Source organism: Aeromonas sp. S11(2024) (assembly GCF_041402345.1).
Classification (GTDB): domain Bacteria; phylum Pseudomonadota; class Gammaproteobacteria; order Enterobacterales; family Aeromonadaceae; genus Aeromonas; species Aeromonas veronii.
This window is the reverse complement of the sequence record NZ_JBGLRC010000017.1, coordinates 36,868-56,942: the sequence shown is the minus strand read 5'-3', so window position 1 is coordinate 56,942 and position 20,075 is coordinate 36,868. Positions and strand designations below refer to the sequence as shown.

The window sequence follows — 20,075 nt, the reverse complement described above, 5'->3', positions numbered from 1 at the left end:
GACCATGAACCAGGCTATCCCGCAGCCACAAAACATGACCGACAAGCGCCGCCAGATCCTGGATGCCGCCCTCGCCCTCTGCGCCGAAGATGGCTTGCAGGGGGCTGCCACCGCCCGTATCGCCAAGGCGGCCGGGGTAGCCAACGGTACTCTGTTCCACCACTTTCCGAGCAAGGAGGCGCTGATCCTCGCCCTCTATCAGGATGTAAAGACCCGGATGGGGAGCGCCATCCATGAAGCAGATCCCACCCTGCCGCTGTACGACCAGACCCGCCACTACTGGCAGCTGGCGATGGAGTGGATGCAGGCTAACCCCAATGAGCTCAAATTTGTGCTGGATTTCTTTCACTCTCCGCTGCTGGCCAGACCGGCCCGCAGCCAGATCCTGAACGATGCCCTGCGCTTTCTGCCTGCCCTGCTGGCAAAGGGGCAGGCCAGCGGCGAGCTGATGCAGGCCCCCGCGCCACTGTTGCTGGAGGTGTGTCAGGGCCAGTTCCTCGCCTGCGCATCACTGTTTGTCGATCAACCGGAGCTGGGACAGGACGACTACTGGCAAGCCAGTGCGTTCGCCCTCTTCTGGTCAGCCATCTCAGGAGCCAACCCCTATGACAACTCCGACCGTTGAATCTCTAGCCGCCCTTGGTCGCCGCCTCTGGATCACCACTCTGCTCTGGGTGGTGGGTCGCACACTCTGTCGCGCCGCCCGCACCGACGAGGCAGTCCGCCGTGAATTGGCGCCGTTGCCGGACGGGTTGGCAATCCGCCTCGAAGTAGGCGGCATCCGCTACGCCATGAACATGCACAAGCAGGGTGGCCGCTGGTATCCCGGTGCGCCAGCCGCCCCTCATGCCACCATCCATCCGCTACGGGTGCGCTTCAAGCATCCCAATATCGCCTTTCGCGCCCTGAGTTTTCGGCTCGGGGTCAATCAGGCATTTGGCGAAAACCGGCTGCTGGTGGAGGGAGACCTGACCGTTGCCATGCATCTGGTGCGGGGGCTTGAGCAGTTGCAGTCCCTGATCCTGCCCGCCTTTATCGCGCGGCCGCTGCTGCGCCACTATCCCGCCCCGACCAACAAGCTTGGCCGGGCCTGCAACATCTATCTGGGTCTGGTGACCGGCTAACGCGCAAGGAGCCTTGAAATGAGCCGCTATTACGATTTTTTCTGCCCGGTCAAACTGCTGGCCGGTGAACAGGCGCTGGAGCAGCTGGCCAGCGAGCTGGCCAGCCTGGGTGCTCGTCGCCCGCTGCTGCTGACCGACAAGGGGGTCAATGCCACCGGCCTTGCCACCCTGCTGGCCAATGTGCTGGCCGAGGGGGAGCTGCCGGTCGCCGCCATCTGGGACGAGATCCCGGCCGACTCTTCCACCGCCGTGGTGGAGCGGATCGCCAAACGCTATCGCGAGCTCGACTGCGACAGTCTGGTGGCGCTGGGGGGCGGCTCGGTCATCGACACAGCCAAGGCAGTCAACATTCTCACTTCCATGGGGGGAGATCATCTGCTCGACTACTCGGGCGCCGGTTGCCTGACCCGTCCCCTCAAGCCGCTGGCGGTGGTGCCCACCACGGCGGGCACAGGATCAGAAGTGACATTGGTTGCAGTGATCAAGGATGAGGCGAGCGGGCGCAAGGTGCCCTTCACCTCCCCCTTCCTGCTGCCCCAACTGGCGGTGCTCGACCCGCGCCTGACCCAGGGGCTGCCCCTCAATATCACCGCCGCCACCGCCATGGACGCCATGACCCACGCCATCGAGGCCTTTATCGGTACCGCCAAGAACCCGGTGAGCGATGCACTGGCCCTGATGGCAGTGGAGAAGATCGCCAGCGCCCTGCCGCAAATCATCCACGACCCGCAAAACAAACAGCTGCGGCTGCAACTGGCGGAAGGCTCCACGCTGGCTGGCATGGCATTCTCCAACTCCATGGTGGGGCTGGTGCACGCCCTCGGCCACAGTCTGGGAGCCCGCTGCCATCTGCCCCACGGGCTGTGCATGAACCTCTTTTTGCCGACCGTGCTCGACTACAACCGCCCCGAGGTGGATAGCGAGTTGGCCCGGCTGCTGTTGCCGCTGGTGGGGGCAGAGCGCTTTGCTGCCACCCCGGCCTATCAGCGGGCGGAGGCGACCATCACAGCCATTCGCACCCTGCGCGACACCTTGTGGCAAGCGGTCAAGCTGCCGCGCACCATGAGCGAGGCAGGGGTAAGCGATCGCTCGCTACTGACCGAGATCCGCGATCTGGCGGTCAACGACGGCGCCCTTCTGTTCAATCGCAAGGACGCCGACCGTGAGCAGTTACTCACTCTGTTGGAGCGAGCCTGGGCCTGATCCCGCCCCTTTGCCAACACTCTTGTGTTGACACTAACGCGGTGCCCGACTCACCATCGGGCACCTTGATCTGCATCGCGATATCGATGCGCCCTCTGTCAAAGGGGGATGATATTGACCACGGGCTCTCATTATCTGTTCTATACCTTGGCTAACAGTTATGTTGTGCCGAGAGACCCAACTTTATGCCAGAGGTGCCCACCATGAGCGACATCATCCATCAGGCCAACCAGCAGCAGTTCATCTGTATGGTGGAGGGGAAAGAGTCGAGACTGCGCTACCGGCGGCTCGATGCCAAGACCATCGACGCATACAGCACCTTCGTGCCCCCCGAGCTGCGGGTGCAGGGGATTGCCGATCAGCTGGCGCGCGCCTTCTTCAACTGGACTCAGGCGGAGGGGCTCACTATAGTGCCGAGCTGCCGCTACATTGATGTCTGGTTACGCCGCAATGCCAACAACTGAACCTCTGAACTCCGCCCTCGAACAGCAATTCCAAGCCCAAACAGAAGCCCTGCTGCGGGCCGATCCGCAGCGGATGGCCTGCCTGCAAGCCGCGGCCGAGCTCAATCTGCCCGACTGGGCGCTGGGGGCCGGTTTTATCCGCAACCTCATCTGGGATCACCTTCACCACAAGGCGGTGCCCACCCCGCTCAACGATATCGACCTTATCTATCTCGATAAAACCGATCCGCAAGGGCTGGCCGAAGCAGAGCACGAAGCTTGGCTCGCCAAACGCCTGCCCGGCCAGCAGTGGGAGGTGCGCAATCAGGCCCGCATGCACACGCGGCAGCTGGTAACGCCGTTTGCCAGCAGCCTTGAGGCGCTCAGCCACTGGGTCGAAGTGCCCACCTGCATCGGCGTACGCCTGAATCAGGATGGCGAGTTCGAGTGGCTCGCCCCCTACGGCTTTGCCATCAACTGGTCGCTGCAAGTGAGTGCCAACCCCAAATGTCGCCAGGACAAACAGATTTTTACCCAGCGCATCAAGGAGAAACGCTGGCAGGCTATCTGGCCTGACCTTCAGGTAAACTGGCCATAACCTGATTGCAATCTTTCGATAACCTTGGGCACACTAGGGGAAAAGCTGGTTGTAACTCAATGGGTTAAATAATGCGCGACTTCTTCTCTCTCGAACGCTGGCTACCGGGCCTCGCCGCCCTGCTGCATTACCAGCGCGCCTGGTTGATGCCAGATCTTCGCGCCGGACTCTCGGTGGCGGCCGTGGCGCTGCCCGTCGCCATCGCCTATGCCGAGCTTGCCGGGGTGGGTGCCATCGTCGGTCTCTACTCCTGCATCCTGCCCATGCTGGTCTACGCCCTGTTTGGCACCTCCCGCCAGCTGATTGTCGGCCCCGATGCCGCCACCTGCGCGGTCATTGCCGCCGTAGTAACGCCGCTGGCCGCAGGCGACCCCACCCGTCACTGGCAACTGGTGATGACCATGACCGCCATGACCGGCTTCTGGTGCCTGATTGCCAGCCGCTTCAAGCTGGGAGTGCTGGCGGACTTTCTCTCCCGCCCCATCCTGATGGGGCTGCTCAATGGTGTGGCCATCACCATCATGGTGGGCCAGCTATCCAAGATCTTCGGCTTCACTTTCAGCGAACGTTACCTCATCGAGCGGATCGCCAGCGGGGCTACCTATATTACCCAGACCCATCTGCCGACCCTGGCCATGAGTCTGATGGCCCTGCTTACCCTGCTGCTGGCCAAGCGCTACAAACCGGCATGGCCCTCCTCCATGGTGGCCATGGTGGTGACCGCTGCGCTGGTGTGGGGCTTTAATCTCGGCCAGTTTGATATCGCCACCCTGGGGACGGTGGGCTCCGGCCTGCCCGCGTTCCAGATGCCGGAATTTCCCCCCGGTCTGATGCGGGAGCTGGTGCTGCCTGCCCTTAACCTCGCCATGGTGAGCTTCGTCTCCATGATGCTGACCGCTCGCAGCTTTGCAGCCAAAAACGGTTATGAGATAGACGCGGACAAAGAGTTTCGGGCCCTCGGTATGGCCAACCTCGCCTCGGCGGTCTCGCAAGGCTTTGCCATCAGCGGCGCGGATTCACGCACCGCGGTCAACGATGCCAACGGCGGCAAGAGCCAGCTGGTCTCCATCATCGCCGCGGCGGTGATCGCCCTCATCACCTTCTATCTGACGGCGCCGCTCAAATATATTCCCACCGCCGCCCTCGGGGTGGTACTGGTGATGGCCTCCCTGTCGCTCACCGATTTTCGCGGTCTTTGGGCCCTGCGCCACTCCGATCGCTCCGCCTTCTGGCTGGCGCTGGTCACCTTTATCAGCGTGCTTACCATGGGGGTAATCCCGGGGATCACCCTTGCCGTGTTGCTGGGGCTGTTCCAGTTCCTGCGCAATGTGATGCGTCCCACCGATCAACTACTCGGCATGGATGATGAAGGGGTGGTGCGCACCTTGGGGGACAACGAACAGGCCAAGGCGATCCCGGGTATTCTGGTCTATCGCTTCAACTCGCCGCTCACCTACTTCAACGCCCCCTACTTCAAGCGGCGGGTGCTGGCCCTGCTGGTGCAGGATCCCCGAGCCCCCAAGTGTCTGGTGATCGATGCGGTCGCCTGCTTCACCCATCAGGACATCAGCGTGATGAGCATGGTGGGGGAGCTGCACAAGGAGCTGAAACGGCGCGGCATCCATATGGTGATGGCGGGTCGCCACGGCCAGATGACCCACTGGCTAAAGCAGGCGGGCGTGCGGGTGGGCGATGAAGGGATCATCCTCTGCCCCGACATGTATCAGGCGCTGCGCCTGACCCGCTGCTATCGCGAGCCGGTGTTCAAGGATGATGCGGTGGTGGAGAGCACCACTGATGCCATCCGCTCGAATTGGCCACAGGATGATGCCCTGCCCGACTCGGCGCGCCTCACCCTGCCAAGCGAACAGGAGGCGGGCGCCACGCCTGCCTGATCCCTTGGCCTGCTCCCCTGGCCGGTGCAATCCTGCACAAGGATTGCACCGGCCTTGGCCTTGGTGTTAAATGCGCCCCCAGAGGACACTCCCCCGTGCCCTCCCAGCTGTTGGACATGCCATGCAATCTCAATCCCACGCAGGCCCGGGCACGCTATTTGCGCTGACCTGGCCGCTCTTTATCGATCTCGCCCTGCACTTTCTGACCGGTGCCCTCAACACCTTCATGGTGGGTCACGTCTCCTATCAGGGAGTGGCGGCGCTGGCGGTCGGCAATCAGGTGTTCGATCTCGCCATCACATTGTTCAGCTTCGTCAGTATCGGTACCAGCGTGGTGATCACCCAGTATCTGGGGGCCGGCGATCGGGAGAAGAGTCGGGTGGTGATCCACACCGCTATCGGCTTCAACCTGCTGATCGGTCTGGTGGCCGCCATCGGCGTGATGGCAGGCGCCAGCACCATGCTGGCGCTGATGAACCTGCCTGCCAATCTGATGAGCGACGGGACGCTTTACTTGCAGATCATCGGTCTCTGCCTGTTACCGGAGGCCGCAGCCCTCTGTCTGGCGGCGACCCTGCGCGCTCACGGCCACACCCGTCAGGCGATGTATGTGACCCTCATCGTCAACCTCATCACCTTCGTCGGCAACCTGCTGCTGCTCTACGGCTGGTTCGGCCTGCCCCAGCTTGGCGTCGCCGGTGTCGCCATCAGCACAGTTGCCGGGCGTCTGGTGGGCGTGGTGCTGCTGGTGTGGCTGGTAGCCCGCAAGACCGGCATTCGCCTGGTGGTGCGCGATATCGTCCACCCCAGCCGGGAGATGCTGGGCAAGGTGCTCCATATCGGCCTGCCTGCTGCAGGGGAGAATCTCTCCTGGATGCTGCAGTTTATGGTGGTGACAGCCTTTGTCGGACTGCTGGGTGACAAGGCGCTGGCGACCCAATCCTACTTCTTCCAGATCTGCCTGTTTATCCTGCTGTTTGGCCTCTCTATCGGCCTTGGCAACGAGATCATCATCGGTCATCTGGCGGGGGCCAGGCAGTTCGATCGCGCCTATCAGCAGCTGCTCAAGAGCCTCAAGCTCGGGTTGGCAGTTACCTGCGTCATCGCCGTGGCGGCGGCCCTCAATGGCCGCACCATCATCAGCCTCTTTACCGATGATGCCGACATCATCACCCAGGTGGCGCAACTGTTTCTTATCAGCCTTATCCTCGAACCCGGCCGCACCTTCAATCTGGTGGTGATCAACGCCCTACGGGCCACCGGGGATGCCCGTTTCCCCCTCTACATGGCGTTGCTCTCCATGTGGGGAATTGCCGTGCCACTCTCCTATTTCCTCGGTATCATGCAGGGTTATGGACTGGTCGGTATCTGGCTGGCGCTGGCCTGCGACGAGTGGGTGCGCGGTCTGGCCATGTTCTGGCGCTGGCGCAGTCGTCGCTGGCAAAACAAAATTCTTGTTGAAACAAAAGCGGAATCACAATGAAGAAGATAGGACTCTTGATGGCTGCCATCCTGCTCAGCCCCCTGGCCATGGCGCAAACTGCCCCTGCAGCTCCCAAGGCTCAAGCCACCCAGACCTGGTATGTGGCCCCCATCGCCATCGATGAAACCAGCGACGCCCAGAAGGCGCTGACCAAGGACTTCATGGCCCAGATGATCAAGACCATCAAGATCAACGAGTACCAAACCGGCAAGGCGGTGGGCAACACCAAAAAGCCCAAGTGGCTGATCCGCACCAAGCTGATCCCCGCCAGCAACGAGCCGCTGGTCGGCAAGAAGCACCCCCAGGGTCTCACCTACGGCAAGGGCAATCCAACCCAGGAGATCGTCGGCGAGCTGTTGATGAACGGCACCCTGGTGGCCCACATCGGCCAGGGCTGGCGCGAGCCTATCGTCCCGGGCACGCCGGTGGCCGAAAAGCTCTCCATTGCCAACTATCGCTACGCCATCGGGGATCAGGCCAAGTCGGCGGATCTGGAGGAGCTGGCGGCCCAGATTGGCTTTGAGGCGGGCAAGGTGATCCACCGCGATGGCAAGCCGCTGCCCGAGAAGAAAAAGAAAAAAGAGCAGGCGGACGAAGATAAAGAGTAACGTTGCCTGCATCCATAAAAAGGGGCCACTCGGCCCCTTTTTTGATCCTGCACCCTCACGCCAACACTGCCCCTGTTGTGACTTGTCGCACAGTTTGGCTCACCATTCAGATTGATAAATCACTTATCTTGTTTTGATTCAACAAGTTATAAATATCCCGCCGAATACTCCAAATCATTGCCCCCAAATCCGATCAGGATCACATTTATCCCCGGCACTAAGGGGTAGCTTTGGTCTTACAGGCACAATCAAACGAAACCAAGGAGGCTCCATTACATGTTCCCAGAGTACAGAGAACTCATCTCGAAACTGAAGAGCAGTGATGTCCATTTCCAGAAGAAGTTTGACTTGCACAACGACCTGGATGCGGAGATTAGAAAGTTGGAAAAGCATCACGCCAGCGACTATAGCGCCGAGGTGAGAGATCTGAAAAAACAGAAACTCAAACTGAAAGAGGAGATATACGACATCCTCAAACAACATCCACAATAGATGCCTCGAAGAATATGCGGATAAGCAATTTATCCCCCAGCCCGGCCCACGCGCCGGGCTTTTTGTTGTTTCAGTCAATTAGTTGACACCCGAGCCTACCGATCTTGCCGGTAGTTTGTTACATTTTTTCCTTGGAATTCAGGGAATAACGGTGATGATAACATGAGCAGAAAACGATCTTTTTATCATCTCTTGCTGCTTTGCCTGTTCGCATTGAGCCATCCCCTGCAGGCTCAGGAGCCTGAGCTGGAGCTGTGGCACTCCCAGCAGGCCGGTTACGTGATCGACGACGTGATCGCCCGCTTCAATCAGGAGGGGAACCACAGAGTGCGGGTCACCCAGATTGAGCCGGGCAAGATCAAGGCGGATCTCCTGCTGGCGGCTCAGGCCAGGGGGCTGCCCGATCTGATGCTGATCCCCTCCGATTTTATCGGCCTCTATCGCCAGATGACCCTCGCTCCCCTCCCGGCCGAGTGGTTTTCCCCCGCGCTGATGGCCAGCGCCTTTCGTTATGTCACCCTGGATCGGCAACGCTGGGGCATGCCCATGATGCAAGGCAACCATCTGATGCTGTTTTACAACAAGGCACTGGTCTCGACTCCGGTGACCCAATGGCAGCAACTGACAGCTATCACCCCGACCCTCAAGGCCAAGGGGGTCTACCCCGTCAGCTGGCCCTATCACGACATGTACTATTTCGCCGCCTTTTTACACACCTTTGGCGGCTCGCCGGTGACCGAAGGGCGCATCACCCTCGACAGCCCGGCCATGGTGCAGGCGCTGGAGGCCTACCGCACCGTCGCCAGCGAACAGTGGGTCGATCCCGAGTGCGACTATGACACCGCCCTCGCCCGCTTCAATGAGGGCAAGAGCGCCTACCTCATCAATGGGGACTGGGCGTTCAATGATCTGGTGAAGAACATGGGGGATAAGCTGGGCGTCGCCCTGCTGCCCCGCTGGCAAAGCCATCTCATGCACTCCATGAGCGGCGCCTACGTGATGGGAGCCTCCCGCTGGGCGATGGACGATGAGGATCGGCAACCCGTCATCAAGGCACTGATGGCCTTTATCCAGCGTCAGGATATTCAGCAGATCATCTATCATCAGGGGGCGCTGCTGCCGGTCAATCAGCAGGCATTCACCGCCATCAGCCGCCGTCCCACGCCTCAGGAAAAAGTGCTGCTGGAACAGTTCACCCTCAGTACCCCCATGCCCTCCGACAGCGCCATGTCCATCGCCTGGCAAGCGATGGAGAAAGGGTTCGAGCGCTTTAAAGAGGGGATCAGTGCCGCCGACACCGCCCGCTATATGCAGCAGCTGGCCGATCAGCAGTACCGGCAGGTCAAAACACCATGAAACATCGCACCTTTCGGCTCGGCCCGACCCTCATCATCATCCTGTTCACCGTCGCCTTGCTGCCGGCACTGCTGGCCAGCACTGTGCTGCTGATCCGCCAGCACCAGATCATCGCCCAGAGCGAGCAATCGCAGCTGGAGCGGGCCCTCACCAGCATGACCCGCGAGGCCCGCTTTCGCAGCGAGCTGATCGGCACCCAGCTCAATCAGCTCAGCCAGGATCGGGTGCTCCATCAGGCCCTCGACAACTTTCTCTTCTCCAGCCATGCCCGGCTGGCGCTGGCCACCTTTGTCAAATCCAACAGCCTGCTCACCTCGGCCTACCTCATCGATGACAAGGGGCTGGTGGTGGAGTACATCAATGGTCAGGCCTCCCACCTCGAATCGAGCGACCTGATGCCGCAACTGATGGCCTGGGGCAAGACCCGCGAGGCGAAACAGGGCAAGCATCTGCTGCTGCCCGTCGATGATCCCGTGCTGGTCGACGACATGGAGCAAAACCGCAGCGGCGGGCTGGCGCTGGTAGCCCCCATCTATCGCAACCACCAGCGAGCAGGGGTGATGCAGACCCCTTCCGGCTTCGTGATGGCCATCCTCCCCTGGCGACAGATGGCCCAGTTGCTGGAACCCTATCTCAAGGGGAGCGAATATCTGGTGATCTCCCAGGGCGAGAACCGTCTCTACGAAGGGGCTCACCAGAGCGCCAACGCGATGGATGACAGGGAGCCAAGCAAGATGGCGCAGCCCCTGGCTATTGGCTGGCCCCAGCTGGAGCAGGAGATCACCCCCACCATCACCCTCTACAGCTACAGCAATGACAGGGTCAGCGAGCTCAATAAATCCCAGCAGTTGCTGACCGTCAGCATCGCCGTCATGTTGCTGCTGGTGGCCATCGGCTGCGTCTGGCTCACTCGCTGGCTCACCCGACCGCTGCGCTCGCTGGCCGCGCTGGTGCGCAGCTATGGCAAGGGCAATTACCAGCAACGGCAGGCACCGCTGCGCTTTGTGGAGTACGACGAGGTGCGCCAGTTGCTGCAGGAGATGGCCAGCACCATCTCGGATCAGGTGCGGGCGCTCTATCAGCAAAATGAACAGCTGCAGCAGGCCAATAGCGAGAAAGAGGCCTTCAACCAGCGGCTGCTCGGCTTCAACGACGAACTGGAGCAAGAGGTTGCCTCGCAAACGACCGCCCTGCGCTCGGCCCTGAGCCGGGAGGAGCGCAGCCGCCATATCCTGCAATCCTGGTTGCAGTTCGGTTTGCATCAGCAGCTGGATATCGATATTGCCGAGCTGGCCAGCTCCGCCCTGCTGCAGCTCTCGCAGCTCTATCCTGGCCACCGCTGGGGACTGGTGATCCGCCGCGATGGTCAGCCTCACTACTCCCTGACCCAGGGGGTCGATGCCCCCTTGCGGGATGCCTTGCAGGAGAAACTGGCTCAACTGATGGATGAGGAGGTCAAACACTCTGAATGCCAGTGGGATAACGCACTCTGGAAGATCATGACCCTGCCCGGCAGCCAGAGCGGCGTGCTGTTTGGTTATCTGATGGTGAGCGCAGAAGGGCTGGAGTCCGAAGACAGGGCCATCTTGCGGCTGTTTGCCAAGCAGTTGGCGGTGGGCATCGAGGGGCGCCTCTTCACCGACGAGCTGGCGCGGGTCGCCCGCACCGACAACCTCACTGGGCTGCCCAACCGGCAGGCGTTCGAAGAGGCCTTCCATCACTATCAGGCGGTGCTGGCGCGCCATCCCGAGCGCCACCTCGCCCTCTTCATGCTCGATCTCAACGGCCTCAAGCGTACCAACGACCAGTATGGGCACGAGGCTGGCGACGCCCTGCTGATCCAGATGGCTCACCAGCTGCGCACCCTCTGCCGTCAGGATGAGAAGATTTTCCGCATCGGCGGCGACGAGTTCGTGCTGCTGGCGGAGGCGGATCACCTCGCCAGCCAGCTGCTGGCAGGCAGGTTGGAGGCAAGCCAGCAGCACGCCATCGTGCAGCATGGGGAGCACAGCTTCCCGCTGCGTTTTGCCATCGGCTGGAGCAGTAGCGACCAGACCCCGCTGGCGGAGCTGAGCCGGGTGGCTGACGACGCCATGTATGCCAATAAGGCGCGCTTCTATCAGGGGCAGCGCTAAAAGCGGAGACCTCTGGCGTTGGCGAGCCTTTCGCCAACGCCCTGATCAGCTCGCAAAAATGGCGCGCAACGCTAGACGCGGCGCGGACCATGACTAAGATAGGGGCTCTTGATGTCTCGATTTGGAAGGGAGTAGGAAATGGAGTTAGTACTTGGCCCACTGGAAGCCCGCGTCATCGGCTGTCTGATTGAAAAAGAGATCTGCACCCCGGATCAATATCCCCTCTCCCTTAATGCACTGGTCAACGCTTGCAACCAGAAGAGCAACCGTGAGCCGGTGCTGGATCTCTCCGAGCTCGATATCCGCGCCGTGGTGGACGAGCTGATCCGCAAGCGGCTGGTGGTCAACACTGCAGGTTTCAACGCCCGGGTGCCCCGCTATCAGCACAGATTCTGCAACACCGAATTTGGCGAGCTGAAATTCAGTGCCCAGGAGCTCGGCATCGTCTGCGAACTGCTGCTGCGCGGCCCGCAAACCCCGGGGGAGCTGCGCTCGCGCACCAACCGCCTCTGCAGCTTCGATGATGTCACCGAGGTGGATGCGGTGCTGACCCAGCTTATCGAGCGTGGCCCCTACGTGGTCAAGCTGCCGCGCGAGCCGGGCAAGCGCGAATCCCGCTACGCCCACCTGTTTAGCGGCGAAGTGGATATTCAGGCGATGATGGATGCCGCTCCCGCCGCGGCCTATGCCTCCCCTGCCGCCGACCGCCTGAGCGAGCTGGAGCAGGAGGTGAACGAGCTCAAGAGCCGTCTCGCCGCCATGGAAGCGCGGCTGGCTGCGCTGGATGGTCAGGGCTGATCGCCTTTATCATCGCCAATCTCTATCAGGGAGCCGGGGCAAATGTCCCCGGCTCCCTGCGTTTTTTTATCGTGAGGAAGTGCCCGTGATCACCCTGATTAAAGAGTCTGACCACCAGAAGATGCCCTGGAAAAACCAGCAGGGCACTACCAGCCAGATCCTCATCTCCCCCAAGGGGAGCTGCCTTGCCAAACTCGATTTTGACTATCGACTGAGCTCGGCCCCCATCAAGAGCGCGGGTCCCTTCTCCTCCTTTCCTGGCTATCAGCGCATTTTGCTGCCGGTGAGCGGGGCAGGCTTTGTGCTCAACGGCCACCCCTACGCCACCTTCGAGGCGGCGCACTTTAGCGGCGATGAGGAGACCCACTGCGAGTTGCTGAAAAAAGAGGTGACCGATCTGGGGCTTATCTACCATCCGGATCGCATCAGCGCCAACGTGCGGGTACTGAACCTCCCCTTCCCGCTGACCCTTACCCTCGAGCCAGAGAAGACCTACCTCTGTCACCTGCTGAGCGGCCAGCTGGCCGTGCAGGGCAAAGAGGTGGCCATCAACGAGACGCTGGTGGTGACCGGTGAAGAGAGCATTCACTTCGAATGCCAGAAGAAGACCGCCATCGCCTTCTTTACCCTGCAGGCCAAATAGCGCAAAAGTCGGCGGTGTGCAGTCATGCCACGCCACACACAAACAGTAGATATGAAAAAGCCGGGAAATCCCGGCTTTTGCTATTGAGGCAACCGGCTCGTGCCGGTCAGCACCCTAGTTGACCTTGAAGGAGCCCTTCATCATGGCGAAGTGGCCGGGGAAGGAGCAGAAGAAGGTGAGATCCTTGCCCGCCAGACCGTCGGTCTTGAAGGTGACGCTGCTGCTCTCGCCGCCGCCGATCAGCTTGGTGTGAGCCAGCACACGAGAATCATCCTTGGGCAGATAGCCGTTCTCGGCCCCGGCGCTCATCCCGGCAGTTGCCACGGTCTGATAGTCGGCGGTGCTGGCCAACACCCAGTTGTGGCCCATGGCGGTCACGGGCAGCTTGCCGGTGTGATTCAGGGTGACCGTCACCTCCTTGCAGGTGGCCGGCACGCTCATCTCTTTGAGGTTGTACTGCATGGCATCATTGCCTTCGATGACCAGTGCACACTCATCCGCCAGCACGGGGGCAGCCAGGGTACTCAGAAACAGCAGGGTAATCGCCTTTTTCATCATCTTCTCCTTTGATTGGCAATGGATGGCAACGACTTGGCGGATGCGGTGAACGCTTCGCAAAGATGCCGTCTAAATCGACCTTCATTTTACTCAATTGTCTTCAATCGGCTATGGCTTTTGGCCAAAGCTGCGGGCCAAGTCACCAGACGGTGCTCTACTCGCCACTCTCTCCCTCATGGATGGACGATACGGCGCTCGGCTGTCACAGGTTCAAAACTGTTTAATTTTTTCTGCCCTTTTCCCTCCGATTGGCCCTATCAGGGCTCGCCCGGCGGGCGCCCCTTGGCTAAGCTAGCGCCCCGATATGAACCTTCTCCAGATGAGAGCGCCGGATGATTGCGATAACCCCCGTGGCGGCCCTGCGCGGCCTGCTGCTGACCCTGCTGCTGGCGCTGGCCGGCTGCCAGCCCACCCCGCCTGCCCAGACCCGTATTCAGGGCAAAACCATGGGCACCTACTATGTGGTGACCCTGAGCGATAGCTACCCCGGTGGGGAGCCCGCCCTCAAAAGCGACGTAGAGAGCCTGCTGGCCCGGATGAACAAGGAGATATCTACCTACGATCCGGGCTCGCTCATCTCCCGTTTCAATCAAGGGCCCGCCAACACCCCGTTTGCCATCCCGCCCGCCATGGCCATCATAGTCGAGCAGGGGATTGATGCCGGTAAGCTGACCGACGGCAAGCTGGATGTGACCGTGGGGCCTCTGGTCAATCTGTGGGGCTTTGGCCCGGACAAACGGCCGGTCAAGCGACCCGATGAGGCAGCCATCGCCGCCGCCCGCCACAAGGTGGGCATCGACAAGCTGACCCTGACCCCGCAAGGGGATCACTTCCTGCTCGAAAAAACGATCCCGGATCTCTATCTCGACCTCTCCACCCTCGGCGAGGGGGCTGCCTCTGACGAGATTGCCGCCCTGCTCGAGGGCAAGGGGGTACACAACTACCTGATCGAAGTGGCCGGTGCGGTGCGCAGCAAGGGCAACAACAGCAAGGGCTCGCCATGGAAAGTGGCCATCGTCGAACCCTCCGATCAGCCGGGGGCGTTTTCCGATATCGTCATCCCCAACGGCATGGCGCTCAGCACCGCGGGCAGCTATCGCAACTACTACGAGATGGATGGCCAGCGTTACTCCCATATCATCGACCCCGCCACCGGCCAGCCGGTCACCCACAAGCTGGTCTCCGCCAGCGTCATCACCCCGACCGCACTGGAGGCCGATGCCCTCGATACCGCGCTGATGGTGATGGGGCCTGAAGCGGGGATGACATTTGCCAAGCAGCACAAGCTGGCGGTCTATCTCATCATCAAGACCGAACAGGGGTTCAAGGCCGAGTACACACCGCAATTTGCTCCCTATCTGGCAGAGAAAAAACGGTGAGTTCAAGGCCCTGGCAACAGGGCCTTTTTCTTTCACTCATCGCGGGCAAAAGGCGGACAAACGGAGATGGTTCGCAATCGACAACTTGGCCAATTGCCTCTTCGGGCGCTTTGGTGGCACACTTTCTCCCATCAGCCCGCAGCACCTCGACTCAGACAGATGCAGACACCTGAACAAGAGCCAGAAAAAAAGAGCCCAGCCAAGCCACAACGCATTCTGATGGTCAATGAGCAGCGCTCGTTTCAGGTGATGATGAAGGCGATGCTGCTCAATCTGGGTATCAGCAACATCACCTACTCCAATACCGCCGAGGATGCGCGGCGACGCTGCCAGAAGGGCAGCTTCGACATCTATCTCATCGATTACGATCTCGGGGTTGGCGAAAATGGTCGCCAGCTGCTCGAGAGCCTGCGCGACAAAGATCTGATCCCGCCCCAGAGCGTGGTGATCATGGTGAGTGGCGACAGCTCCCGCGCCATGGTACTGAGCGCGCTGGAAGCCGAGCCCGACGAATACCTGATGAAGCCCTTCTCTCAGGAGCAGTTCTCGTTTCGCTTGAAGCGTGCCCTCGCCCGGCGCAACGCCCTGGCCAGCGTCTTTACCGCGCTGGCCGATGACAATCTGGCAGCCCTCATTACCGCCTGTGCCGAGCGGGCCGATGCGGTACCCCGTTTTGCCAACTACTGCCGCTGCCTGCAGGCCGATACCCACCTCAAGCTGGGTCAGGCGCAAGAGGCGCGCGCCCTAATGCGCCAGCTGCTGGCCGGGCAGGAGAACAGCTGGGCCCGCCTGACGCTGGGCAAGGCGTGCAACACCCTGGGGCTCCACGAAGAGGCGGTCAGCCATCTGCAGGCGACCCTCAAAAATACCCCGCTGATGGTGGAGGCTCACCTCTGGCTGGCAGAATCCCTGCTGGCCCTTGGCAATGACGAGCAGGCGCAGCAGGAGCTCAGACGGGCGGTGGATATCTCCCCCCAGTCGGTGCAACTCTCCCGTCGGCTGGCGGAGGTGTGCCTGCAGCGCCACGACTACGCCCAGGCCAAGGATGTGCTGATGTCGCTGATCGACCTGTCGCGCAACTCCATTCACCGCACGCCCCATTATCTGGGGGCCTATATCCAGACCCTGACCCTCTACGCCCTCAACAGCAACGACAGCTACCACATCGCCAACCTGCAAAAGCAGGTCAATTCTGCCCTGTCGCGCATCCGCGATTCGCTGATGATGTCGGAGTTCAACTACCCGGTGTTCGAGCAGATCTGTCAGGCCCGGGTGCAGATTGCGCTGGGGGAGCTGCTCAAGGGCAAGAAGATGCTCTATCGCGCCAATCAGAACTGGCTCGATGAACCGGCCACCATGCCCCCCGCCCTGCTTGGTGAGACCATCCTCGCCCTCTATCAGCTCGGCGAGTTCGAATATGCCGAAAGCCTGCAAGGGCTGCTGGCGGAGGACGAAGATCGGCTGCTCACCACCTGCATTCAGGCAACCCGGGATGACAAGACGGTGCTGGAGCGGCGTCAGCGCTACCAGCAGCTCAACGATCTGGGGATCAAGGCCTATCAGAGCGGCGAGCTGGAGCAGGCCCTCGGTCATTTTCGCGAGGCCCTGCGCCGCGCTCCCGCCAATACCGGTGCGGCTCTCAACAAGATCCAGGTGCTGCTGCAACTGATGCAGAAAAACCGCAAGAGCCCGGAGTTTGGTGCCGAGTGCAAAGACACCTTGGACGTGCTCGACGGCATCCCCCTCAACCCGGCCCAGCAGGAGCGTTTTCGCAAGCTGCGTCAGGAGTTCAACCAGTTCAGCTAAGACGCCGCCACGCCCCCTTTTCCCCGCCTATGCTGAAACCAGTTCGGCAATGCGAGGGAAACGAAGATGGCGATGTGTCGTTATCTGGTGGCCGATGGCCGCCACTGCAGTGAAGAGGCTGGCGAGCACGATCTCTGCCACTGGCATGATCCCCACCATACCCATCAGGAAGCCCACACCGCCGAGGCGCTTGAACAGTACGTTCGCGCTGGCGGACTCTGCCACGGCCTGCAGCTGTCACGGGCCAATCTGGCGGGCCTCAATCTGGTCAACAAGGAGTCCGATCAGGGATTTTTGCTGGAGCAGTGCAACCTCTATCGCGCCAACCTGCGCGGTGGTCACCTCTACGGCCTGCGCATGAAGGGCGGCAGCCTGATGAAAGCCGATCTCAGTGATGCCAACCTCCAGTGCGCCACCCTCGATGACGTCAACCTGCTCGGCATCCGCTGGCACAACACCCGGCTCGACAACATGCAGACCGGCAAACGGGTGATGCAGGATCGCAAGGGGCGCCGCGAACGGGATCCCAAACAGGCGCGCATCTGGTTCAAGGAGGCGGAAGAGACCTACCGGGATCTGCGCAAAGCCTCCGAGGCACAGGGGATCTTCACCATGTCCGGCAACTATATCCAGCAGGAGCTCACCATGCGCCGCCTGCAACTGCCGTTCTGGTCGACCCAGCGCTTCACCTCCTGGGTGGTCGATCTCTTCTGCGGCTATGGCGAGGCCCCGATGCGGGTGGTGCTCTTCTCGTTGCTGCTCATCTTTATCTGCAGCATTTTTTACTTCTTCTGCGGACTGCATTTTCAGGGCGAGCACCTCATCTACCAACCCGGTGCCCCGCTCGAGCAAAATGCCATCTTCCTGCTCGAATGCCTCTACTACAGCGTGGTCACCTTCACCACGTTGGGGTACGGCGACTTCACTCCGGTCGGCCTCTCCAGGATCTTTGCCGCCTTCGAAGCCTTCACCGGCAGCTTTACGCTGGCGCTGTTTGTGGTGGTTTTCGTCAAGAAGATGACCCGCTGACACCTCTGCCCACCCCGCGGTGCCTGCCACTGACGCAGGCCCGCGGCCAAACTTGCATCCACCGCCGATTCCTAGTCCAATAGCCACTTATAAAAGTGACATGAGCATCCCGGACATGAAGATCATCTCTTTCAATATCAACGGCCTGCGCGCCCGTCTGCACCAGCTGCAAGCCATCATCGACAAGCACCAGCCCGATGTGATCGGCCTGCAGGAGATCAAGGTGCACGATGAAGCCTTCCCGCTGGCCGATGTGGAGGCCATGGGCTATCACGTGGAGTTTCACGGCCAGAAGGCCCACTACGGGGTCGCCATCATGAGCAAGCAGAAGCCGGTCAAGGTGGAGAAAGGCTTCCCCACCGATGACGAAGAGGCCCAGCGCCGGATGATCATGGCCACCTTCGAGCGCGAAGACGGCTCCCTCATCAAGGTGATGAACGGCTACTTCCCGCAGGGTGAAAGCCAGGATCACGAGACCAAGTTCCCGGCCAAGCAGAAGTTTTACGAGGATCTGCAGCACTACCTCGAGACCAACCACACCCCGGACGACCAGCTGGTGCTGATCGGGGATATGAATATCTCCCCCACCGATCTCGACATCGGCATCGGCGAGGCGAACCGCAAGCGCTGGCTGCGGGATGGCAAATGCTCCTTCCTGCCCATCGAGCGCGAATGGATGGAGCGACTGAAAGGGTTTGGCCTCACCGACACCTTCCGCGCCGCCAATCCCACCGAGTGCGAGCGTTTCTCCTGGTTTGACTACCGCTCCAAGGGCTTTGACGAGAACCGTGGCCTGCGCATCGACCTCATCATGGCCTCCGACGCCCTCAAGGACAAGGTGACCGAGACCGGTATCGACTACGAGCTGCGCGGCATCGAGAAACCCTCGGACCACGCCCCCATCTGGGCCTGCTTTGCCTGATGCGGCGCAAGATTAACCGATGAGCCGCGACGAATTCGTAAACTGTGAAGCGGCTCGCGGTTGCCGGCGATAAAAGGGCGTAAAAAACCCATCCAGACAAGGTGCCTTATGGCACCTTATTTTTTTGCAGCAAGGAGTGGCTGGCGTGATACGGTTGCGAAGAGCCCTGGCCCGGGATGAACATCCCCGAAGCCCCCCGCCCATATCGGAAAAGTCAGACTTTTTTCGTCAATCGGCAACCCTAATTGCCACTTTGAGAAGGTTGTGTTCAAGGTTGCCGCCCTATCATCTCCCATTCCAATCATAAAGAAGTTGTTTTTTTAATCATGAAGTTAATGATGTGTATGGAGAAACATGCTGAACGCAGCAGCCGAAATCGATCCAACAGGAGTGTGATGATGAAGGTGTCCAATGCCGGAAGAGAGGTTTACAAACGCAGCTTGCTGACCCTGGCGCTGATCAGCGGTCTGAGCGCCTGTGGCGGCGAGACGACCCAGACGGCCCAGACCATGCCCGCCGTCCCTGTGGTGGTCGCCGAGGTCAAGCTGACTGATGTGCCGCTCACCACCGAGATGGTGGGAGAGACCGCCGGTTTTCGCGAGATTGATGTGCGCTCCCGGGTCAGTGGCATCCTGCTCAAGCGCACTTATGTGGAAGGCCAGCCGGTTACCGCCGGTCAGGAGCTGTTTCTGATTGACCCAGAGCCCTACAAGGTGGCGCTGGAGCAGGCCAAAGGGACTTTGGCTCAGGAGCAGGCCCGTCTCAACAAGGCCCGAGCCGATCGGGATCGCATCATTCCCCTCTTCAAGCGTCAGGTGGTGAGTCGCAAGGACTATGACGACACCATCGCCAACTATGAAGCGGCCATCGCAAGCCATCAGGCCGCTCAGGCCAAGGTGAAAGAGGCGGAGCTCAACCTCAGCTACACCCAGGTGACCGCCCCCATCAACGGCATGGCGAGCAAGAGCTCCCAGTCCGAGGGGAGCCTTATCTCCACCAGCGGCGACAACGGCCTGCTCACTACCATCACCCAGTTTGATCCGCTCTACGTCAACTTCTCCTACTCGGAGCAGGATCGCCTCAACTTCGAAAACTCGGTAAAGAAAGGGGTGATTGAGGCGAAGGATGCCACCACCTGGCGTACCCATATCCGTCTGGCCGATGGCTCCCTCTATCCGGAGGCGGGCAAGCTCAACTTCTCCGACAACCGGGTCGATCCCCAGACCGGCACCATCCGTGCCCGCGCCATCTTCGACAACAAGGACGGCGTACTGCTGCCCGGCCAGTTTGTCCGCATGACCATCGATCTGGGCACCCGCAAAAATGCCATCGTGGTGCCGCCGCGCGCCATCGTCCAGTCCCAGGCTGACCGCATGGTGATGGTGGTCGATGCCGACAACAAGGTAGTGCCCCGTCCGGTGACCCTGGGCGCAGCGGTCGACTCCGGCGTGCTGATCGAGAGCGGCCTGCAGGCAGGTGAGCGCTATATCGTCGAAGGCTTGATGAAGGCCCGCCCCGGCGCCGTGGTGAAACCTGTCTCTGCCGACGAGATGAAGGCGATCACCGGCAAGGTGGTCAGCCAGTCTGCGGCCAAGTAAGGAGC

The 20,075-nt window shown here is 60.8% G+C and carries 19 protein-coding genes; 18 read left to right on the top strand and 1 reads right to left on the bottom strand.

Features of this window, described 5'->3' with window-relative positions:
• Positions 1 to 4 precede the first annotated feature (4 nt).
• From ACB040_RS14265 to ACB040_RS14205, 13 genes are all read left to right on the top strand, one after another.
• Complete coding sequence (locus ACB040_RS14265; RefSeq protein ID WP_371155320.1) at positions 5 to 625, top strand: TetR/AcrR family transcriptional regulator; 621 nt, start codon at positions 5 to 7, stop codon at positions 623 to 625.
• Entirely contained in the window at positions 606 to 1,124 is a 519-nt protein-coding gene (locus ACB040_RS14260; protein WP_371155318.1) for a hypothetical protein, read from the top strand. The genes ACB040_RS14265 and ACB040_RS14260 overlap by 20 nt, the downstream gene beginning before the upstream one ends.
• A gap of 18 nt (positions 1,125 to 1,142) precedes the next feature.
• The gene (locus tag ACB040_RS14255; protein ID WP_371155316.1) at positions 1,143 to 2,327 is read left to right on the top strand and encodes an iron-containing alcohol dehydrogenase; all 1,185 of its coding nucleotides are present in this window, start codon (positions 1,143 to 1,145) and stop codon (positions 2,325 to 2,327) included.
• A 203-nt stretch (positions 2,328 to 2,530) separates the two neighbouring features.
• Positions 2,531 to 2,791, top strand: coding sequence for a GNAT family N-acetyltransferase (locus ACB040_RS14250; protein ID WP_005337747.1), 261 nt, complete (start codon positions 2,531 to 2,533; stop codon positions 2,789 to 2,791).
• Positions 2,778 to 3,368: a nucleotidyltransferase family protein gene (locus tag ACB040_RS14245; protein ID WP_371155314.1), complete on the top strand. Its 591-nt coding sequence runs from the start codon at positions 2,778 to 2,780 to the stop codon at positions 3,366 to 3,368. The genes ACB040_RS14250 and ACB040_RS14245 overlap by 14 nt, the downstream gene beginning before the upstream one ends.
• Positions 3,369 to 3,439: 71 nt before the next feature.
• Positions 3,440 to 5,263, top strand: coding sequence for a SulP family inorganic anion transporter (locus ACB040_RS14240; protein WP_371155312.1), 1,824 nt, complete (start codon positions 3,440 to 3,442; stop codon positions 5,261 to 5,263).
• A 121-nt stretch (positions 5,264 to 5,384) separates the two neighbouring features.
• Positions 5,385 to 6,746 carry an MATE family efflux transporter gene (locus ACB040_RS14235; RefSeq protein ID WP_005361670.1) on the top strand — a complete coding sequence of 454 codons (1,362 nt, stop codon included), beginning with the start codon at positions 5,385 to 5,387 and terminating at the stop codon, positions 6,744 to 6,746.
• Positions 6,743 to 7,354, top strand: a complete 612-nt coding sequence (locus ACB040_RS14230; protein ID WP_371155310.1) for a hypothetical protein — start codon at positions 6,743 to 6,745, stop codon at positions 7,352 to 7,354. Before ACB040_RS14235 ends, ACB040_RS14230 begins: the two co-directional genes overlap by 4 nt.
• Positions 7,355 to 7,630: 276 nt before the next feature.
• A complete protein-coding gene (locus tag ACB040_RS14225) occupies positions 7,631 to 7,846 on the top strand; it encodes a YdcH family protein (RefSeq protein WP_005337763.1) in 216 nt (71 codons plus the stop codon).
• A 162-nt stretch (positions 7,847 to 8,008) separates the two neighbouring features.
• Positions 8,009 to 9,202: an extracellular solute-binding protein gene (locus tag ACB040_RS14220; RefSeq protein WP_371155307.1), complete on the top strand. Its 1,194-nt coding sequence runs from the start codon at positions 8,009 to 8,011 to the stop codon at positions 9,200 to 9,202.
• Positions 9,199 to 11,337, top strand: coding sequence for a diguanylate cyclase domain-containing protein (locus ACB040_RS14215; RefSeq protein WP_371155305.1), 2,139 nt, complete (start codon positions 9,199 to 9,201; stop codon positions 11,335 to 11,337). Before ACB040_RS14220 ends, ACB040_RS14215 begins: the two co-directional genes overlap by 4 nt.
• A gap of 138 nt (positions 11,338 to 11,475) precedes the next feature.
• Complete coding sequence (locus tag ACB040_RS14210; RefSeq protein ID WP_108541993.1) at positions 11,476 to 12,135, top strand: YceH family protein; 660 nt, start codon at positions 11,476 to 11,478, stop codon at positions 12,133 to 12,135.
• A gap of 85 nt (positions 12,136 to 12,220) precedes the next feature.
• The gene (locus tag ACB040_RS14205) at positions 12,221 to 12,778 is read left to right on the top strand and encodes a HutD family protein (RefSeq protein ID WP_371155303.1); all 558 of its coding nucleotides are present in this window, start codon (positions 12,221 to 12,223) and stop codon (positions 12,776 to 12,778) included.
• 114 nt (positions 12,779 to 12,892) lie between these two features.
• Here ACB040_RS14205 and azu read toward each other — a convergent pair whose 3' ends face one another.
• On the bottom strand, positions 12,893 to 13,333 hold the full coding sequence (azu, locus tag ACB040_RS14200; protein WP_139428543.1) for an azurin: 441 nt from the start codon (positions 13,331 to 13,333) through the stop codon (positions 12,893 to 12,895).
• 335 nt (positions 13,334 to 13,668) lie between these two features.
• Here azu and ACB040_RS14195 point away from each other — a divergent pair, with 335 nt between their 5' ends.
• The 5 genes from ACB040_RS14195 to ACB040_RS14175 all read left to right on the top strand — a co-directional run bounded on the left by ACB040_RS14195 (position 13,669) and on the right by ACB040_RS14175 (position 20,070).
• The gene (locus ACB040_RS14195) at positions 13,669 to 14,715 is read left to right on the top strand and encodes an FAD:protein FMN transferase (RefSeq protein WP_371155300.1); all 1,047 of its coding nucleotides are present in this window, start codon (positions 13,669 to 13,671) and stop codon (positions 14,713 to 14,715) included.
• Positions 14,716 to 14,874: 159 nt separating this feature from the next.
• The gene (locus ACB040_RS14190; protein ID WP_005361691.1) at positions 14,875 to 16,521 is read left to right on the top strand and encodes a tetratricopeptide repeat-containing response regulator; all 1,647 of its coding nucleotides are present in this window, start codon (positions 14,875 to 14,877) and stop codon (positions 16,519 to 16,521) included.
• Positions 16,522 to 16,587: 66 nt separating this feature from the next.
• Entirely contained in the window at positions 16,588 to 17,550 is a 963-nt protein-coding gene (locus ACB040_RS14185) for an ion channel (protein ID WP_005353221.1), read from the top strand.
• A 115-nt stretch (positions 17,551 to 17,665) separates the two neighbouring features.
• Entirely contained in the window at positions 17,666 to 18,472 is an 807-nt protein-coding gene (gene xthA / locus ACB040_RS14180; protein ID WP_005337776.1) for an exodeoxyribonuclease III, read from the top strand.
• Between the two features lie 398 nt (positions 18,473 to 18,870).
• Complete coding sequence (locus ACB040_RS14175; protein WP_031227697.1) at positions 18,871 to 20,070, top strand: efflux RND transporter periplasmic adaptor subunit; 1,200 nt, start codon at positions 18,871 to 18,873, stop codon at positions 20,068 to 20,070.
• Positions 20,071 to 20,075: the final 5 nt, after the last annotated feature.

What these genes read in the sequence shown, in the direction of transcription:
- ACB040_RS14265 (WP_371155320.1), top strand. Translation starts at nt 5, where the DNA reads ATGAACCAGGCTATCCCGCAGCCACAAAACATGACCGACAAGCGCCGC.
- ACB040_RS14260 (WP_371155318.1), top strand. Translation starts at nt 606, where the DNA reads ATGACAACTCCGACCGTTGAATCTCTAGCCGCCCTTGGTCGCCGCCTC.
- ACB040_RS14255 (WP_371155316.1), top strand. Translation starts at nt 1,143, where the DNA reads ATGAGCCGCTATTACGATTTTTTCTGCCCGGTCAAACTGCTGGCCGGT.
- ACB040_RS14250 (WP_005337747.1), top strand. Translation starts at nt 2,531, where the DNA reads ATGAGCGACATCATCCATCAGGCCAACCAGCAGCAGTTCATCTGTATG.
- ACB040_RS14245 (WP_371155314.1), top strand. Translation starts at nt 2,778, where the DNA reads ATGCCAACAACTGAACCTCTGAACTCCGCCCTCGAACAGCAATTCCAA.
- ACB040_RS14240 (WP_371155312.1), top strand. Translation starts at nt 3,440, where the DNA reads ATGCGCGACTTCTTCTCTCTCGAACGCTGGCTACCGGGCCTCGCCGCC.
- ACB040_RS14235 (WP_005361670.1), top strand. Translation starts at nt 5,385, where the DNA reads ATGCAATCTCAATCCCACGCAGGCCCGGGCACGCTATTTGCGCTGACC.
- ACB040_RS14230 (WP_371155310.1), top strand. Translation starts at nt 6,743, where the DNA reads ATGAAGAAGATAGGACTCTTGATGGCTGCCATCCTGCTCAGCCCCCTG.
- ACB040_RS14225 (WP_005337763.1), top strand. Translation starts at nt 7,631, where the DNA reads ATGTTCCCAGAGTACAGAGAACTCATCTCGAAACTGAAGAGCAGTGAT.
- ACB040_RS14220 (WP_371155307.1), top strand. Translation starts at nt 8,009, where the DNA reads ATGAGCAGAAAACGATCTTTTTATCATCTCTTGCTGCTTTGCCTGTTC.
- ACB040_RS14215 (WP_371155305.1), top strand. Translation starts at nt 9,199, where the DNA reads ATGAAACATCGCACCTTTCGGCTCGGCCCGACCCTCATCATCATCCTG.
- ACB040_RS14210 (WP_108541993.1), top strand. Translation starts at nt 11,476, where the DNA reads ATGGAGTTAGTACTTGGCCCACTGGAAGCCCGCGTCATCGGCTGTCTG.
- azu (WP_139428543.1), bottom strand. Translation starts at nt 13,333, where the DNA reads ATGAAAAAGGCGATTACCCTGCTGTTTCTGAGTACCCTGGCTGCCCCC.
- ACB040_RS14195 (WP_371155300.1), top strand. Translation starts at nt 13,669, where the DNA reads ATGATTGCGATAACCCCCGTGGCGGCCCTGCGCGGCCTGCTGCTGACC.
- ACB040_RS14190 (WP_005361691.1), top strand. Translation starts at nt 14,875, where the DNA reads ATGCAGACACCTGAACAAGAGCCAGAAAAAAAGAGCCCAGCCAAGCCA.
- ACB040_RS14185 (WP_005353221.1), top strand. Translation starts at nt 16,588, where the DNA reads ATGGCGATGTGTCGTTATCTGGTGGCCGATGGCCGCCACTGCAGTGAA.
- xthA (WP_005337776.1), top strand. Translation starts at nt 17,666, where the DNA reads ATGAAGATCATCTCTTTCAATATCAACGGCCTGCGCGCCCGTCTGCAC.
- ACB040_RS14175 (WP_031227697.1), top strand. Translation starts at nt 18,871, where the DNA reads ATGAAGGTGTCCAATGCCGGAAGAGAGGTTTACAAACGCAGCTTGCTG.